This window comes from Pseudomonas sp. R4-15 (assembly GCF_055768815.1).
Genome location: NZ_CM147293.1, coordinates 236,056 through 252,297, shown reverse-complemented (window position 1 = coordinate 252,297; position 16,242 = coordinate 236,056). Strand labels below are relative to the sequence as shown.

At 65.2% G+C, this 16,242-nt stretch carries 14 protein-coding genes; 8 read left to right on the top strand and 6 right to left on the bottom strand.

Going from position 1 to position 16,242, the window contains the following annotated elements:
* Genes ACYRGX_RS01275 through ACYRGX_RS01260 form a run of 4 tightly spaced genes read left to right on the top strand, consistent with a single transcriptional unit; the run spans position 1 to position 3,572 of the window.
* Positions 1-1,914, top strand: coding sequence for an ATP-binding cassette domain-containing protein (locus ACYRGX_RS01275; protein ID WP_473054809.1), 1,914 nt, complete (start codon positions 1-3; stop codon positions 1,912-1,914).
* Positions 1,911-2,471: a mechanosensitive ion channel domain-containing protein gene (locus ACYRGX_RS01270; RefSeq protein WP_473054808.1), complete on the top strand. Its 561-nt coding sequence runs from the start codon at positions 1,911-1,913 to the stop codon at positions 2,469-2,471. The genes ACYRGX_RS01275 and ACYRGX_RS01270 overlap by 4 nt, the downstream gene beginning before the upstream one ends.
* A 13-nt stretch (positions 2,472-2,484) precedes the next feature.
* Positions 2,485-3,114, top strand: a complete 630-nt coding sequence (locus ACYRGX_RS01265; protein WP_473054807.1) for a LysE family transporter — start codon at positions 2,485-2,487, stop codon at positions 3,112-3,114.
* Between the two features lie 5 nt (positions 3,115-3,119).
* The gene (locus ACYRGX_RS01260; protein ID WP_473054806.1) at positions 3,120-3,572 is read left to right on the top strand and encodes a YaiI/YqxD family protein; all 453 of its coding nucleotides are present in this window, start codon (positions 3,120-3,122) and stop codon (positions 3,570-3,572) included.
* Between the two features lie 153 nt (positions 3,573-3,725).
* On the opposite strand, the gene elbB is transcribed toward ACYRGX_RS01260, so the two are convergent.
* Positions 3,726-4,379, bottom strand: a complete 654-nt coding sequence (elbB, locus tag ACYRGX_RS01255) for an isoprenoid biosynthesis glyoxalase ElbB (protein ID WP_473054805.1) — start codon at positions 4,377-4,379, stop codon at positions 3,726-3,728.
* Positions 4,380-4,431: 52 nt separating this feature from the next.
* Positions 4,432-4,986, bottom strand: coding sequence for a DedA family protein (locus ACYRGX_RS01250; RefSeq protein WP_473054804.1), 555 nt, complete (start codon positions 4,984-4,986; stop codon positions 4,432-4,434).
* 254 nt (positions 4,987-5,240) lie between these two features.
* On the opposite strand from ACYRGX_RS01250, the gene ppk1 reads away from it, so the two are divergent.
* Entirely contained in the window at positions 5,241-7,430 is a 2,190-nt protein-coding gene (gene ppk1 / locus ACYRGX_RS01245; RefSeq protein WP_473054803.1) for a polyphosphate kinase 1, read from the top strand.
* Between the two features lie 6 nt (positions 7,431-7,436).
* Here ppk1 and ACYRGX_RS01240 read toward each other — a convergent pair whose 3' ends face one another.
* Complete coding sequence (locus tag ACYRGX_RS01240; protein WP_473054802.1) at positions 7,437-8,411, bottom strand: helix-turn-helix transcriptional regulator; 975 nt, start codon at positions 8,409-8,411, stop codon at positions 7,437-7,439.
* 147 nt (positions 8,412-8,558) lie between these two features.
* Here ACYRGX_RS01240 and ACYRGX_RS01235 point away from each other — a divergent pair, with 147 nt between their 5' ends.
* Positions 8,559-10,802, top strand: a complete 2,244-nt coding sequence (locus ACYRGX_RS01235) for a TonB-dependent siderophore receptor (RefSeq protein WP_473054801.1) — start codon at positions 8,559-8,561, stop codon at positions 10,800-10,802.
* A gap of 99 nt (positions 10,803-10,901) precedes the next feature.
* Positions 10,902-11,204, top strand: coding sequence for a DUF2218 domain-containing protein (locus ACYRGX_RS01230; RefSeq protein WP_473054800.1), 303 nt, complete (start codon positions 10,902-10,904; stop codon positions 11,202-11,204).
* A 37-nt stretch (positions 11,205-11,241) separates the two neighbouring features.
* Here ACYRGX_RS01230 and ppx read toward each other — a convergent pair whose 3' ends face one another.
* Together ppx and ACYRGX_RS01220 are read right to left on the bottom strand one after the other, a co-directional pair.
* The gene (gene ppx / locus ACYRGX_RS01225) at positions 11,242-12,744 is read right to left on the bottom strand and encodes an exopolyphosphatase (RefSeq protein ID WP_473054799.1); all 1,503 of its coding nucleotides are present in this window, start codon (positions 12,742-12,744) and stop codon (positions 11,242-11,244) included.
* Between the two features lie 226 nt (positions 12,745-12,970).
* Positions 12,971-13,474, bottom strand: a complete 504-nt coding sequence (locus tag ACYRGX_RS01220; protein WP_473054798.1) for a hypothetical protein — start codon at positions 13,472-13,474, stop codon at positions 12,971-12,973.
* 364 nt (positions 13,475-13,838) lie between these two features.
* On the opposite strand from ACYRGX_RS01220, the gene ACYRGX_RS01215 reads away from it, so the two are divergent.
* Entirely contained in the window at positions 13,839-14,492 is a 654-nt protein-coding gene (locus tag ACYRGX_RS01215; protein WP_473054797.1) for a LuxR C-terminal-related transcriptional regulator, read from the top strand.
* Positions 14,493-14,503: 11 nt separating this feature from the next.
* On the opposite strand, the gene ACYRGX_RS01210 is transcribed toward ACYRGX_RS01215, so the two are convergent.
* Positions 14,504-16,138 (bottom strand): hybrid sensor histidine kinase/response regulator, encoded by a 1,635-nt coding sequence (locus tag ACYRGX_RS01210; RefSeq protein WP_473054796.1) that lies wholly within the window; start codon positions 16,136-16,138, stop codon positions 14,504-14,506.
* Positions 16,139-16,242: the final 104 nt, after the last annotated feature.

Genomic DNA, 16,242 nt, shown 5'->3' with positions numbered 1-16,242 from the left:
ATGATACGACTGCAGAATCTTGCCCTCCAACGGGGCCCGCAGCGCCTGCTCGATGGCGCCGAACTGACCCTCCACCACGGCCAGAAGGTCGGCCTGATCGGTGCCAATGGCGCCGGCAAGTCGAGCCTGTTCGCGCTGCTGCGCGGCGAACTGGGCCCGGACGCCGGCGATTGCCGGATGCCGCCGGACTGGCGCATCGCGCACATGCGCCAGGAGGTCGATACCCTCGACCGCCGCGCGGTGGACTACGTGCTCGATGGCGACCTGGCGTTGCGCCGGGTGCAGCGCGAGCTGGCCCACGCCGAAGCCGAGCATGACGGCACCGCCCAGGCACGCCTGCACGCCGAGCTGGACGCGCTGGATGGCTATTCCGCCGACGCCCGGGCGCGCAAGCTGCTCGCCGGGCTGTGCTTCGCCGAGGCGCAGATGGAGCGCCAGGTCGGTGACTTCTCCGGTGGCTGGCGGATGCGCCTGAACCTGGCCCAGGCGCTGATGCGTCCGGCCGAGCTGCTGCTGCTCGACGAACCCACCAACCACCTGGACCTGGATGCCATCCTCTGGCTGGAAGGCTACCTGCAGAGCTATCCGGGCACCCTGCTGCTGATCTCCCACGACCGCGACTTCCTCGACGCGGTGGTCGACCACGTGGTGCACCTGGAGCAGCAGAAGCTGACCCTCTACCGCGGCGGCTACTCGGCCTTCGAGCGCACCCGCGCCGAGCGCCTGGCGCAGCAGCAGCAGGCCTACGAGAAGCAACAGGCGCAGCGCGCGCACATGGAAAGCTTCATCCGCCGCTTCAAGGCGCAGGCGACCAAGGCGCGCCAGGCGCAGAGCCGCATCAAGGCGCTGGAGCGCCTGGAAGACCTGGCACCGGCCCACGTGGATTCGCCCTTCGACTTCGTCTTCCGCGAAGCGGACAAGGTCTCCAGCCCGCTGCTCGACCTCTCCGAGGCGCGCCTGGGCTATGGCGAGCGTGCGGTGCTGGAGAAGGTCAAGCTGCAGTTGGTGCCGGGTGCGCGGATTGGCCTGCTGGGCCCCAACGGTGCCGGCAAGTCGACCCTGATCAAGACCCTCGCCGGGGAGCTCGAGCCACTCGGCGGGCGCCTGGCGCGTGGCGAGAACCTGGTCATCGGCTACTTCGCCCAGCACCAGCTGGACGCCCTCGACGATGCGGCCAGCCCGCTGCTGCACCTGCAGCGCATCGCCCCCGGTGAGCGCGAGCAGACCCTGCGCGACTTCCTCGGCGGCTTCGACTTCCGTGGCGAGCGTTGCGACGAGCCGGTGCTGAATTTCTCCGGCGGCGAGAAGGCGCGCCTGGCCCTGGCACTGATCGCCTGGGGCAAGCCCAACCTGCTGCTGCTCGACGAACCGACCAACCATCTGGACCTGGAGATGCGCCTGGCGCTGACCCTGGCGCTGCAGGAGTTTTCCGGCGCCGTGATGGTGGTGTCCCACGACCGTCACCTGCTCAAGAGCACCACCGATGAGTTCCTGCTGGTGGCCGACGGTCGCGTGCAGACCTTCGACGGCGACCTGGACGACTACGCCCGCTGGTTGCTGGAGTTCCGCAGCCGTCCGGTGCCGGGCAGCGAGGCCGTAGCACCGGCCGAGAAGACCGCCGACAAGCGTGCCCAGCGCCAGGCCGCCGCCGCCCTGCGACAGCAACTGGCGCCGCACAAGCGCGAGTCCGACAAGCTGGAGAAGCAGTTGGGCGAGGTTCAGGCGAAGCTCGCCGTGCTGGAAACCCGCTTGGGTGATCCGCAGATGTACGAGGCGGCGCGCAAGGACGAATTGCGCCAGGCCCTGGCCGAGCAGGCCTCGCTGAAGGGCCGCGAGGCCGAGCTGGAAGAGCAGTGGCTGGAGGCGTTGGAGACCCTCGAAGCCTTGCAGGCGCAACTGGAGGCGGCGCAATGACTGATCTGGATGCGTACATTGCCCTGGCGCAGCGCTGGGCCGCGCCGCTGATCCTCGGCCTGCAGGTGCTGCTGATCCTGCTGGTCGCCTACGTGCTGCAACGCCTGCTGGCCCGCGCGTTGACCCGCGTGGCGGAGCGCTACGACCTGCCCGGTGAACTGCTGCTACCACTGCGCGGTGGGGTGCGCTGGTTCATCATGGGCAGCGCGCTGATCATGGTGCTCGAGCGCCTCGGGGTGTCGGCCACGGTGCTGTGGACGGCGGTGTCCGGCTTCGTCGCCGTGGTGGCGATCGCTTTCTTCGCCATCTGGAGCGTATTGTCCAACCTGCTTTGTGCGGTATTGATCTTCACCGTCGGACCGTTTCGCCTGGGCGACCGGGTCGAGTTGCTGGATCATCTGGAGCAACCCGTCGCACGGGGTCGGGTCAGTGCCATCAACCTGCTCTACACCACGCTGATCGCGCAGGAAGAGGGCGGCAGCACCCACCAGGTGCAGATCCCCAACAGTCTGTTTTTCCAGAAGGTGTTGCGCCGCTGGCGTGGCGGCGTGGCCTGACGAGGAGTTTCCCATGGCATTGCATACCTGGCTCGCGTTCCTGGTGGCTTGCTGGTTGATCAGCCTGTCCCCGGGCGCCGGTGCGGTGGCGAGCATGTCCTGTGGCCTGCAGTACGGTTTCCGCCGTGGCTACTGGGTCGCCTTCGGCCTGCAACTGGGCCTGGTGCTGCAGATCGCCATCGTTGCCGCGGGCGTCGGCGCGCTGCTGGCGGCCTCGGCGATGGCCTTCACCTTCATCAAGTGGTTCGGTGTCGGCTACCTGCTGTGGCTGGCCTGGCGCCAGTGGGTGGCGCAGCCGGGCGCCATCGCCGCCGAGGATGCGCCGCAGCCCAGCGGGCGGCGCCTGTCGCTGCTGTTGCGCGGTTTCCTGGTCAATGCCAGCAACCCCAAGGCGATCGTCTTCATGCTCGCGGTGCTGCCACAGTTCATCGACCCGGCGCGTCCACTGGTCAGCCAGTATCTGGTGCTGGGCGGGACCATGATCGTCGTCGACCTGATCGTCATGGCCGGCTACACCGGGCTGGCTTCGCGGGTGTTGCGGCTGCTGCGCACACCGCGTCAGCAGCGGCTGCTCAACCGTGGCTTCGCTGCCGCCTTCGCTGGTGCGGCGAGTCTGCTGGCCACCGTGAACCGGGCGGGCTGAACGACATGCGGGTATGGATCGATGCCGATGCCTGTCCGCGCCTGGCGCGCGACCAGGTGGTGAAGTTCGCCCTGAAGCGGGGCTTCGAGGTGGTGCTGGTGGCGGGACAGGCGGTGGCGCGGCCGAACTTCGCCTGCGTGAAGCTGATCGTGGTGCCCAGCGGCCCGGATGCCGCCGACGACTACCTGGTGGAGCACGCCGTACCCGGCGAGCTGGTGATCTGCAGCGACGTGCCGTTGGCCGATCGCCTGGTGAAGAACGGCGTGGATGCGTTGGACCCGCGTGGCAAGGCCTTCGACGCCCGCAACATGGGCGAGCGCCTGGCCATGCGCAATCTGTTCACCGACCTGCGTGAGCAGGGGCAGGTGGGTGGCGGCCAGGCCGGCTATTCCGAGCGCGACCGCCAGGCCTTCGCCAATGCGCTGGATCGGCTGCTGACCCAGCTTGCCAAGCGCTGAGGCCAGCGTGTTCGTCCTGGCGCGATGATCGCGCGGCCTGCTTGGTGGGTATCGCTGCGCTCAACCCACCCTACGGGGCGGAAACTTCGGTCGTAGGGCGGGGACCTGCGTTGCGAGGCCCCGCCGGCCGGCCGGGCGTTCCAACCGGCAGCCTCAGGCCATGTCCAGAACCTGGTCGACCAGCTTGTTGATGCCGCTGGCAGCCTCGGAGATCGACTGCGCGAGCATGTAGGCGGGTGTCGTCACCAGCTTGTGGGCCTCGTCGACGACGATGTCCTGCACTTCGCACTCGACGTGCTCGGCGCCCATCGTGGTGAGCGCCGCAGCGGTGTCGGCATCCTGCCCGATGGTGCAGCGCACCCCTTTGCCGAAGATCGTCGGAGCCATCGTCGGTGCGATGCACATCAACCCGATCGGCTTGCCAGCGGCGGCGAAGGCCTGGGCCACGGCCAGGACCTGGGGCTGCACACTCATCTGTGCGCCCTTCACGGCGAAGTCGCAGAGGTTCTTTGCCGCGCCAAAGCCGCCGGGGACGATCAGCGCGTCGAAGTCCTCGACCTTCGCCTGGTCCAGCGGCGCGATGGCACCACGGGCAATGCGTGCGGATTCCACCAGTACATTGCGCGTCTCGGCCATTTCCTCGCCGCTGGTGTGGTCGAGCACGTGCATCTGCGGGATGTCCGGGGCGAAGCACTGGACCTTGACGCCGCGCTGGTCCAGGCGCAGCAGGGTGAGCACGCTTTCGTGGATTTCTGCACCGTCGTAGACGCCGCAGCCGGACAGGATCACGGCAACCTTCTTGTTCATCGCAGTTCTCCCAGGGTCTATTGCTGATTCGAACACGAGCGTGGCGCGGCGTTCAGCCCAGGCGGGTACGTCGGCGGCGGCGCCACCAGAGCAGGCCGGCGAGTACCAGAAGGGCCAGCAGTACATAGCCCTCGTAGCGACGCAGGTCGCCGAGCAGGATTTCCAGCGCGGCGCCGAAATGATAGGCGGCGATGCCCAGAGCATTGGCCCAGATCAGCGCGCCCAAGGCATTGAGCAGCAGGAAGCGGCGGGGCGGGTAGCCGGACAGCCCGATCGCCACCGGCATCACCGTGCGCAGGCCGTAGACGAAGCGAAAGCCCAGGGCCCAGAGGTCCGGATGGCGGCGCAGGTGGACGAGGGCACGTTCGCAATTGGTCTGCCAGCGCGGCCGCCGCTGCAGCAGCGCACGGCCCTGGCGGCGCCCGAGGAAATACCAGAGCTGGTCGCCGGCATAGCTGCCGATGAAGGCCACGGCTATCACCAGGCGGATGTCCAGATACTCGCGAAAGGCCAGGAAGCCGGCGAGCACCAGCACTGCTTCGCCCTCGAAGAAGGTGCCGATCAGCAGCGCCGGATAGCCGTAGTGCTGCAGCAACTGTTCGAGCATGGGCTGTGGTCCGCGAAACGAGGCGTGCAGACTACCACCAACGCCGTTCGTCCGGCAGCGGCAGGGTCGACGCAGCACCTCTGGCGCGCCAGAATGGGGCATGCCTGTCACGCAACTGTCATGCGATTGTCGTATAACGAGCCGGGTGCGTGGGTGCCGATTTGTGATGCGTCGGGCCGTTCGCGCGTTCCCATGAGCAGGCCCGTGCGTTGCACGGTAGAACGGGGCGTGCCCCTCTCCAGCGGGATTGACGGATGAATACCCAAGAACTCGAGCAGACCACCCAGACCGACCCGATCGACGCCGCGGTGACGCCGGAAGCGCCCGCGGTCGTGGAACCGGTCAGTGCGCCCGCCATCGTGGTGCCGAGCCTGGACGACAGCAGCCTGTACATCCATCGCGAGCTGTCCCAGCTGCAGTTCAACATCCGAGTGCTGGAGCAGGCGCTGGACGAGTCCTACCCGCTGCTCGAACGTTTGAAGTTCCTGCTGATTTTCTCCAGCAACCTCGACGAATTCTTCGAGATCCGCGTCGCGGGGCTGAAGAAGCAGGTCACCTTCGCCCGCGAACAGGCCGGCCCCGACGGTCTTCAGCCTCACCAGGCGCTGTCGCGCATCAGCGAGCTGGCCCACGAGCAGGTGGCGCGCCAGTACGCGATCCTCAACGACGTGCTGCTGCCGCAACTGGCCCAGCACCAGGTCAACTTCATCCGTCGGCGCTTCTGGACGACCAAGCTCAAGACCTGGGTGCGGCGTTATTTCCGCGACGAGATTGCACCGATCATCACGCCCATCGGCCTCGATCCCACGCACCCGTTTCCGTTGCTGGTGAACAAGAGCCTGAACTTCATCGTCGAGCTGGAAGGCATCGACGCTTTCGGCCGCGACTCCGGTCTGGCGATCATTCCCGCACCGCGCCTGCTGCCGCGCGTCATCCGCGTGCCGGAGGACATCGCCGGGCCGGGCGACAACTTCGTGTTCCTCTCCTCGATGATCCACGCGCATGCGGACGATCTGTTCCATGGCATGAAGGTCAAGGGCTGCTATCAGTTCCGTCTGACCCGCAACGCCGACCTTTCGGTGGACGCCGAGGATGTGGAGGACCTGGCGCGCGCGCTGCGCGGCGAACTCTACTCGCGGCGCTTCGGCGATGCGGTGCGCCTGGAGGTCGTGGACAGCTGCCCGCGGCATCTGGTGGAGTACCTGCTCAAGCAGTTCGGCCTTTCCGAGAACGAGCTATATCGCGTCAACGGGCCGGTCAATCTGACCCGCCTGTTCAGCGTCACCGGCCTGGACAGCCATCCCGAGCTGCAGCATCGCGCCTTCACCCCGGTGATCCCGCGGATGCTGCAGAACAGCGACAACCTGTTCAACGTCGTCAGCAAGCAGGACGTGCTGCTGCTGCATCCCTTCGAATCCTTCACCCCGGTGGTCGACCTGCTGCGCCAGGCGGCCAAGGACCCGAGCGTGCTGGCGGTGAAGCAGACCCTGTATCGTTCCGGCGCCAACTCGGAAATCGTCGACGCGCTGGTCGAGGCGGCGCGTAACGGCAAGGAGGTGACCGTGGTCATCGAATTGCGTGCGCGCTTCGACGAAGAGTCCAACCTGCAGATGGCGAGCCGCCTGCAGCAGGCCGGTGCGGTGGTGATCTACGGCGTGGTCGGTTTCAAGACCCACGCCAAGATGATGCTGATCCTGCGCCGGGAGAACGGCGAGCTGGTGCGCTACGCCCACCTCGGCACCGGCAACTACCACGCCGGCAACGCGCGGCTGTACACCGACTACAGCCTGCTGACCTCCGACGATGCGCTCTGCGAGGACGTTTCCAAGCTGTTCAGCCAGTTGATCGGCATGGGCAAGACGCTGCGCATGAAGAAGTTGCTGCATGCACCCTTCACCCTCAAGAAGGGCATGCTCGACATGATCGCCCGCGAGACCCAGCACGCGCTGGATGGTCAGCCGGCGCAGATCATGGCCAAGGTCAACTCGCTGACCGATCCGAAGATCATCCGCGCGCTGTACAAGGCCAGTCAGGCTGGGGTGAGGATCGACCTGGTGGTGCGCGGCATGTGCTGCCTGCGCCCGGGAATTCCCGGCGTCTCGCATAACATCCAGGTGCGCTCGATCATTGGCCGCTTCCTCGAGCACAGCCGCATCTACTACTTCCTCAACGGCGGCGACGAGAAGCTCTACCTCTCCAGCGCCGACTGGATGGAGCGCAACCTCGACCGCCGTGTGGAGACCTGCTTCCCGGTGGAGGGCAAGAAGCTGGTGACGCGGGTGAAGAAGGAGCTGGAAAGCTACCTCACCGACAACACCCAGAGCTGGCTGCTGCAGGCCGACGGCAGCTACACGCGGGTGACGCCCAGCGGCAACCAGAATCCGCGCAATGCCCAGGCGATGTTGCTGGAAAAACTCGGCAGTCCGGTGCTGGACGCCCGCTGAGCGACTTCAGAGGCGCGCCCGTGCCTGGCGCGGGCTCATGCCGAATTGCCGCTTGAAGGCGGTGGCGAAGTTGGGCGGGCTGTTGTAGCCGGCCAGCCAGGCGGCCTGGGCGACGCTCAGACCATCGCGTTCGAGCGCCTCGCGCGCCCTCTGCAGACGCCGCACCCGTTGGTACTCGAACACCGTGGTGCCTTTCGCCTCGCGGAACTGGCGTTGCAGGCTGTTGGCGTTCAGGCCGATTTCCTGGGCGATACGTTCCAGCGACCAGTCATCCGCCGCGCCGCTGTCGAGCAATTCCAGCAGACGCGCGATGCGCCGATGTTCGTGGGGGCGCAGCCCCGCCTGCTCCTGCGGCGAGCTGTCGACCAGGCGCGCCAGGGCCTCGCCGGCGATGTCCAGACAACGGCTCTCCAGATAGAGATTGCGCAGCATGGGGGCGTAGTCGGGCGGTGACAGCAACTGCTCGGCCAGCGCCAGCAGGCGGGTGGATGGCTCCCAGCGACGAATCGCCAGGTGCTGGTGCTGGAAGTCGAGGACCTGGCGGAAGTCCTGTTGCTCGCTCAAGCCGCCCGTCTCGAACCAGCTGGGGTCCAGGCTGATCACCAGCTTGCGAATGTGTGCGCCGCTGTGCGCATGGCGACGGAAGCGCTCCGGCTCGGCCAGCGCCACCGCGACCCCTTCGTAAGGTGCCCGCGGCGTCGGCCGGCCCACACGCAGGGCGTGCTCGCCATAGCTCACTTGGCTGGCGCCTTCGAGGAAGAGCATGAAGTTCAACCGCGGACCGATCTTCGACTCGGTGGTGAAATCATGCATTTCCACGCAATCCGAGCAGTGCAGCGTCAATCCGGTACGCAGCCGGTACCAGGCGAGCTTGCCCTGGAACAGGCGTTCGTCGTTGCTGCGATCCTCGACCAGGCGCAGTTCATTGACGGCCAGCCCGCCGAGCTGGTCGCGGTGAATGATGTTTGCCGGATTGCACATCGATACGTCCTCTGGCGCAAAGCAAAACCTCTTTGCCGCAAACCTTTTGCCCAAGGCCCTGTGCAAGACTACGCCCCGCCATATTTTGATGCAAATCATTATCATTAGATCTGCGTTTCGCTTGAAGCGCGGTCGGGGGAGGAGTCGATGGACGTGAATACCACGCGGGGTGTCGCCCGCTTCAGTCGCCTGGCACTGGCGATAGCTGCGGCGCTGACGCTGTCTGGCCTGGCTCGGGCGCAGGACGCCGAGGACACTCGGCAGGCCAGCGAGACGAGCGGCGGGGAGCCCCTCGAGCTGGGCGAGAGCTATGTGCTCGGCACCGCCCAGGAAGAGCTCAAGCAGGCCCCCGGGGTGTCCATCATCAGCGCCGAGGACATCGCCCGCGATCCCCCGGCCAACGATCTCTCGGAGATCATCCGCAAACAGCCCGGCGTGAATCTGACCGGCAACAGTGCCTCTGGGGCGCGCGGCAACAACCGGCAGATCGACATCCGCGGCATGGGCCCGGAGAACACCCTGATCCTCATCGACGGCAAGCCGGTCAGCTCGCGTAACTCGGTGCGTTACGGCTGGCGTGGCGACCGCGATACCCGTGGAGACACCAACTGGGTGCCGCCCGACCAGGTCGAGCGCATCGAGGTGCTGCGTGGCCCGGCAGCCGCGCGCTACGGTTCGGGCGCCGCGGGTGGCGTGGTGAACATCATCACCAAGAAGGCGGGCACCGAGCAGCATGGCAACCTGAGTCTCTACCAGAACTTCCCAGCCCACGACGACGAGGGCTGGACCCGACGCGCCACCTTCGGTCTCAACGGCCCGCTGACCGATACGCTGAGCTATCGCGTCTATGGCAACATCGCCAGCACCGGCTCGGATGATCAGGACATCAACGAAGGCCACATCATCGATCCCGTCAATCGCTCCACCTCCGGGCGAGAGGGGGTGCGCAACAAGGACATCAACGCCGAACTATCCTGGCGCCTGAGTCCTGAACAGCGCCTCGAACTGGAGGCCGGCTATGGTCGCCAGGGCAACATCTACACCGGCGACAGCATGAACAACAGTGCCTCGGGCGCCCTGTCCGGCTACCGCGACCCGTGGATCGGACGCGAAACCAACAAGATGTACCGCGAGAAGTACGCCATCACCCATTACGGTGACTGGGACTTCGGCAGCACCCTCAACTACCTGCAGTACGAGACGACCCGTAACACGCGACTCAAGGAAGGTCTGGCCGGCGGTCCCGAAGGCAACATCTACGGTACCAATTTCGGCACCATCCACTTCGACGCCTTGACCGCCCACAGTGAAGTCAGCCTGCCGCTGCAGTATGGGTTCGACCAGGTCGCCACCCTGGGGGTGGAGTTCAGCGATCAGAAGCTCGAAGACGGCGTGTCCGACCTGACCGCCGTACAGGGCATCGCCAACCCCTCCGGCGCGCTGCAGGGCGAAATCTCCATGCACGTGCTCTCCGCCTTCGTCGAGGACAACATCGAGCTGCGTCCCGGCACCATCCTCACCCCAGGTGTGCGCTTCGACCACAACGAGTGGACCGGTAGTAACTGGAGTCCTTCGCTGAACCTGTCGCAGGTGCTCACCGACACGCTGACCCTGAAGGCCGGCATCGCCCGCGCCTACAAGACGCCGAACCTCTACCAGCTCAACTCCAGCTATGCCCTGTACAGCGCCGGCAACGGTTGCTGGGCGTATTCGGGAACCGGCTGCTTCCTGATGGGCAACGAGAACCTGACGGCCGAGACCAGCGTCAACAAGGAGTTGGGCATCGAGTTCCAGCAGGGTGATGTGCATGCCAGCCTGACCTGGTTCCGCAACGACTACCACGACAAGATCGAATTCGGTCGCACGCCGGTGGGCACCTACTACACCCGTGGCGCCGACCAGGACGTGTACCAGTGGGAGAACGTGCCGCGCGCCGTGGTCGAGGGTCTGGAGGGCAACCTCAACCTGCCGCTCTCCGAGACGCTGCGCTGGAATACCAATATCACCTACATGATCCAGTCGAAGAACAAGGAGACCGGCGACCCGCTGTCGATCATCCCCGAGTACACCCTCAACTCCAGCCTCGACTGGCAATACAGCGACCCCCTGTCGATGCGCGCCAGCGTGACCTGGTATGGCAAGCAGAAACCGGGCAAGTACGGCTACCAGGGTGAAGTGCTCACCGGCGATGCCCGTCGCGAGATATCGCCTTACGCCCTGGTCGGGCTGTCGGCGAACTACAAGGTCAGCGAGCACCTGACCCTGGGCGCCGGCATCGACAATCTGCTCGACAAGCGTCTCTACCGCGAAGGCAACGCGGTGACCGCCGGGGCCTACACCTATAACGAGCCGGGGCGCACCTTCTACACCCGCGTCAGCACTTCGTTCTAAGGGCAAGGGACGTGGCGAGCCGTATCGCTACGTCCCGCCGAGACACACAACGATAGGGCGGCGCTTGGCGGACCGCCCGCGCAAGCGAGCCTGATAGCCATGATCCATTTCCAGGGCGCCGTGGAGACCTCCGCGGCTTCGCTCTACCTGAGCAAGCTGTGCCGGCACTTCCGCCACAAGGTCGAGGTCGAGTTCGACGAGCACCAGGCTCAGGTGCATTTCCCCTTCGGTCGCTGCGAGATGCACGCCGATGCGCGGCAACTGGTGTTTCTCTGCCAGGCCACGGACGAGACCACCGCCGGGCGCATACGCTGGGTGCTGGACGACCACCTCGGGCGCTTCGCGCGCAAGGAGGCTCTGGTTATCGCCTGGGCTGCGTCTCCGCCCGCGGAAAATGCCTAAGCCCGATAGCCGCTTCGCTCACCGCTGGTGACGGGGGTTAGCGCACGCTCAGTTCCATGCCGACGCGCTTGAGCCACTCGGCCTCGGCCTCGAAATCGGCCTGGGTCAGCGGGTTCTTCGCCAGCCAGCCCGCGGGGAAGCGAATCTCCAGGCTGTTCTCGCCGGCCGCCAATTGCACCTCGGGCATGCTCTGGTTGCCACGGATGTGATGGAAGACGATGGCGAAACGCAGCAGCACGCACAGGCGCACCATCGCGCGGGCGTCCACCGCCTGTTCGGCGAACTTGTCCTGGGGAATGTTGCGGCGGTGGCCGCGGACCAGCAGCGCGAGCAGCGTCTGGTCCTGGCGCGAGAAGCCGGCGAGATCGGAGTGCTCGATCAGGTAGGCGCCGTGCTTGTGGTAGTGGTAGTGGGCGATGTCCAGGCCCACCTCATGGACGCGTGCGGCCCAGGACAGCAGCTCGCGGTGCCACTCCTGGTCGAGCTTCCAGGTCTCGGCGACCTGGTCGAGGGCCAGCAGCGCCCGCTGCTCGACGCGTGCCGCCTGCTCCGGGTCGACGTGGCAGCGCTCCATCAGTGCGCTCAGGGTGCGCTCGCGGACGTCCTCCTGCTGGTGCCGGCCGAGCAGGTCGTAGAGCACGCCTTCGCGCAGCGCGCCTTCGGAGTGCACCATCACGTCCAGACCCAGGGCGTCGTAGATCGCCTCGAGGATGGCCACGCCGGCGGGGAAGATCGAGCGGCGGTCGGGTTTCACGCCGTCGAAGTCGATCTTTTCCACATCGCCGAGCTTGATCAGGCGGGTCTTCAACCAGGCCAGGCCCTGGGCGTTCACCTCGCCGTTGCCCATGCCGGCGCCCTTGAGTGCCAGGCCCACCGCGCGAATGGTTCCGGAGGCGCCGATGGCTTCCTGCCAGCCCTGGCGTTGCAGGGCCTGCTCGATGTTCATCAGTTCCAGGCGCGCGGCAGTGTAGGCCTGGGCGTAGCGCGTGGCGGTGATCTTGCCATCGCTGAAGAAGCGTCGGCTGAAGCTCACGCAACCCATCTGCAGGCTCTCGCGCAGCAGCGGCTCGAAGCGCTGGCCAACGATGAATTCGGTGCTGCCGCCGCCGATGTCCACCACCAGACGCTTGCCCGGCATGTTGGGGAACGTGTGGGAGACGCCGAGGTAGATCAGGCGCGCTTCCTCGCGGCCGGATACCACTTCCACCGGGTGCCCGAGCAGGGCCTCGGCGCGGCGGATGAACTGGTCGCGGTTGCGCGCCTCGCGCAGGGCATTGGTACCGACGATGCGCACCGCACCCTGGGGCAGGCCGTGGATCATCTGCGCCATGCGCGCCAGGCAGTCGAGCCCGCGCTGCATCGCGGCCTCGCTGAGCTGGCGCTGCTCGTCCAGACCGGCGGCCAGCTGGATCTTGTCGCCGAGGCGCTCGAGGATGCGGATCTCCCCGTGATCACTCTTGGCCAGGACCAGGTGGAAGCTGTTGGAGCCCAGGTCGATGGCGGCGATCAGCGGGAAGTTCTTGGGAGCGGAATGCGGCATGCTACGGCGTCTCGTCTACTGAGGCTGCCATCGTGCCACGACTGAGCGCATGAGCCAACGCATTCGGGGTGGCGGGAAACGGGTCTGGATCAGATAAAGGGACGTGCATACAGCGGCGCAGGAGCACCGCGGATGCAGGGCAAGCGCAGGGTGATTCGCTGGCTACGGGAAAGGGCAAGGCCTGCCTCAGGACAAGACCTGTTCGGCCTGTCCTGGGTGGGAGAGGTCAATACGTGGTATAGCCGTCGACGACGTCACCCTTGAACCTGATACTTATCTCGCGAATTTTCGCGTACCGGCCATCTACATTCGTTCCCGACAGACTTTGGGCGTCCGTCATGGCTTCCTGGGCGTTGTTCATCTGCGACTTGCCCTCCCAGACCTGTGACGCCAGTTCGCTATTGCCATATTTGGCGGCGTATTTGGACGCCATATCCGTCCAGGCTGTCAGGCCTGACTTGCTGCGGTCATAGACCCATATGGCGGTGCCGTTGGCTGAGGACTCCATCACCGAAGACGGTGCGCCGAACTTCTGACGAATGTCTTCCTTCGTCGACTTGTTCGCGATGACATTGGTCTTTATGTAGTCCGGCGCATATTTATATTCACCGGTCAGCGAGTCCAGAGGGTTGCTGAGTCCATTGTCATTCGCGCAACCCGTCAGAGTAACCATGGCGGTCAGGGCGGCGGTCAGTATCGTTATTTTCGCCGTATGGAGAGCGAGAACCATATATGCTCCTTTGCAGCTGAACTATCCGTGAACTAGAGGCATACCCGATAGCCAGAGGCTTCGACTGGCGAGAGCCGTGGTAACGGCTATATGGCAGGCGTTGACAGGGACCTAGACTAAGTGGCCGCCTTTGGCACCGATATAGTGCGGATGTGCTAGTCACGGCCGTGTAGACCTCGAATCGCTTCGCTCGAGCCTCAAGGCTTGGCGCGTAGGCGGCAGATTGCCGGCATTTGTGTTTTGCTGCGAAGGTGGTATCTAACGTAGCTCGCCCTACCGCTTTACCGAGCGCTTGAGTTCGGCTTGTCGCTATTCGCTCAGCGGAAGCTGCAAGCTGGCTGCAGCGCCAACGGCACCCAACAGCATGAACAACACGTCCCCAGTGCCCGAGCGCGCTACGCAAGAACGCATCATCGTGGCCGATGATCACCCTGTTTTTCGCGAGGGGCTGAGCCGTATCGTGCGGCGGGTATTCCCCCAAGCCTGCGTGCTCGAAGCCGGGGATATGGACGAGATGCAGGCCTTGGCTGATGCCGGTACGGCGCCCAGCCTGTTCATGCTCGACCTGCTGTTTCCTGGGCAATCGCCGGAGGCCATCGGCGCGTTGCGTCAGAAATTCACGCGCAGCTCCATCGTCATCGTGTCGATGGTCGACAACCGTGATGTGATCGACGAGGTGATGGCGGCAGGTGCCGACGGCTTTATCGGTAAGGCGACACCGCCGGATGAAATTGTCGCTGCGCTGCAGGCTGTACGTGAGGGGGATTTCGTCATGACGCTGGGGCCCCCCGGCGTGCCGACCTACGCCAGCGAGCAGCATGTGCTGGAGCGGCTCACCCCTCGTCAATTGGCCGTGCTGCGGCTGTTGGTGCGTGGCCTGGCGAACAAGGAAATAGCCCGCGAACTGGATATCTCGCCGTTTACCGTGCGCATCCATGTTTCTGCGTTGATGCGCACCTTGGATGTCAACAGCCGTGCCGCGGCGGCTGCCATTGCCGCCAAGGCCGGCTTGGGCTGAACCCAGGGGCCCTAGGCGGCCCGGGCTTTGAGTTTCAGCGAGACCAACAGCGACCGCAGCTCCGCCGGCTGAACCGGCTTGGAAAGGACGGGAATTTCCGTGTCGCCGACTGCGTCCTGCACGCGGCGTACATCATGCCCCGTCATGATGATCGCCGGCACCTGGCGGGCTGCGATGGCGCGTACATGGGCGATGCAGTCGGCGCCGGAGGCTTCCAGGCCGAGGTCGTAGTCGGTCAACACCAGGTCGATGTCCGCTGACACATCGGGAAGCGAGGTATGGGTCTCGACGACACAGCCCCACTTCTGCAGCAGGGTGGCCGTGGCGAGCAACACGTTCTGGTCGTCTTCTATCAGGCAGATCCGCAGCCCATTGAGTATCCCCGACTCCTGTTTCTTGATCGCCTGTGTGGCAGGCTTCGCCGTCGGTGTGGGGGCCAGTGGCAGGCCATCGATGGCGGCCAGGGTTCCCCGGCCTTCGATGGAGACAATGCGCACCTGCAAGCCCATCAACTGGCTCAACTTCTTGACGATGGCCAGCCCCAGGCCCATCCCTTCGACATCTCTGTCGCGTACTTGGCGCACCCGGTAAAACTCCTCGAAGATGTTTTCCAGATGCGTTTCGGCAATACCGCGGCCCTTGTCGTAGAGCTCGATGGAAATGCCCGTAGCGCGCTTGCGCACACCGATCAGCATGGGGTGCCCCCCGGCGTATTTGAGGGCATTGGAGAGCAGATTCTGCAGCATGGTGGTCAGCAGGGCCTGGTCCGTATGCACGTAGAGGGGAGGGCAATGCAGGCGGATCTCCACGTCTGCCCAGTGCGCTGCCTCGGCATTCTGCTGGATTAGCTGGCGCAGCAGCTCATGCAGGGGAATGAGCTGCCTCCGTGCTACTACCTTGCCGCTGTCCAGTGAGTACATGTCGAGAATCGAGTGGAACAATTGGGCAACGCTGTGCAGGGACTTATCGATGTTCTCCACCAGGCGTCGCTGTTCTCCGTCCAGGCTGCTATCACGCAGGCAGGCCGTGAACAGGCTGATGGAGTGGATCGGCTGGCGCAGGTCGTGGCTGGCTTGGGCAAGGAGTTGGGATTTGGTGTGATTGGCCGCTCGCTCGGCCTCGCTGGCGCGCTGCGAGCGTTGCAGCAGCGTGTGGATGTAGGGCGGCACTATGAGCGTCGTGATCAGCAGCGTGATGATCAGGTAGGGCTGCGACCGCCAGTAAGCCGAGAGGCTGGCTGTAACGAGCAACGACAGCGTGGCCAGGATGGTTGCGAAGAGCAGGTACTTGGAACCGTAGCGCAGGCCGTAGCCCACCGTTATCCAGATCAGGAGGGCGTACACCGGCAGCATGGCCGCGCCACCGAAGCTCATGCCCAGGCCGATGCACAGGTAGTCGGTGAGCATCGTGAGCAAGCGGCGACCTGGGTAATTGCCGGGACGTCTGCGGATGTCGAGCCAAAAGGCCAGGGAGGCGAGCAGCGCCAGTCCTTCGAGCAGAAGAATCCAGTTGGCCAGCTCAGGTTTGAGCATCGAGTGCAGAGACAGCGCCAAGGTATAGCCGATGGCGATGGGCACGATGATCAGGCGCACCCCGGCTTGAGCACGTTCGGTATCGTAGGAAGGCGCGGGCGCAGTGCTCGGCATGAAACGTCCCTGCAAAATCGGCTGAGGGGCGCTCACCATAGGTCCTCTCTACCTTGAGGCACAAGATTACGCCCGCGCGGCCAGGTGCTCGCGAATGTGCAGGG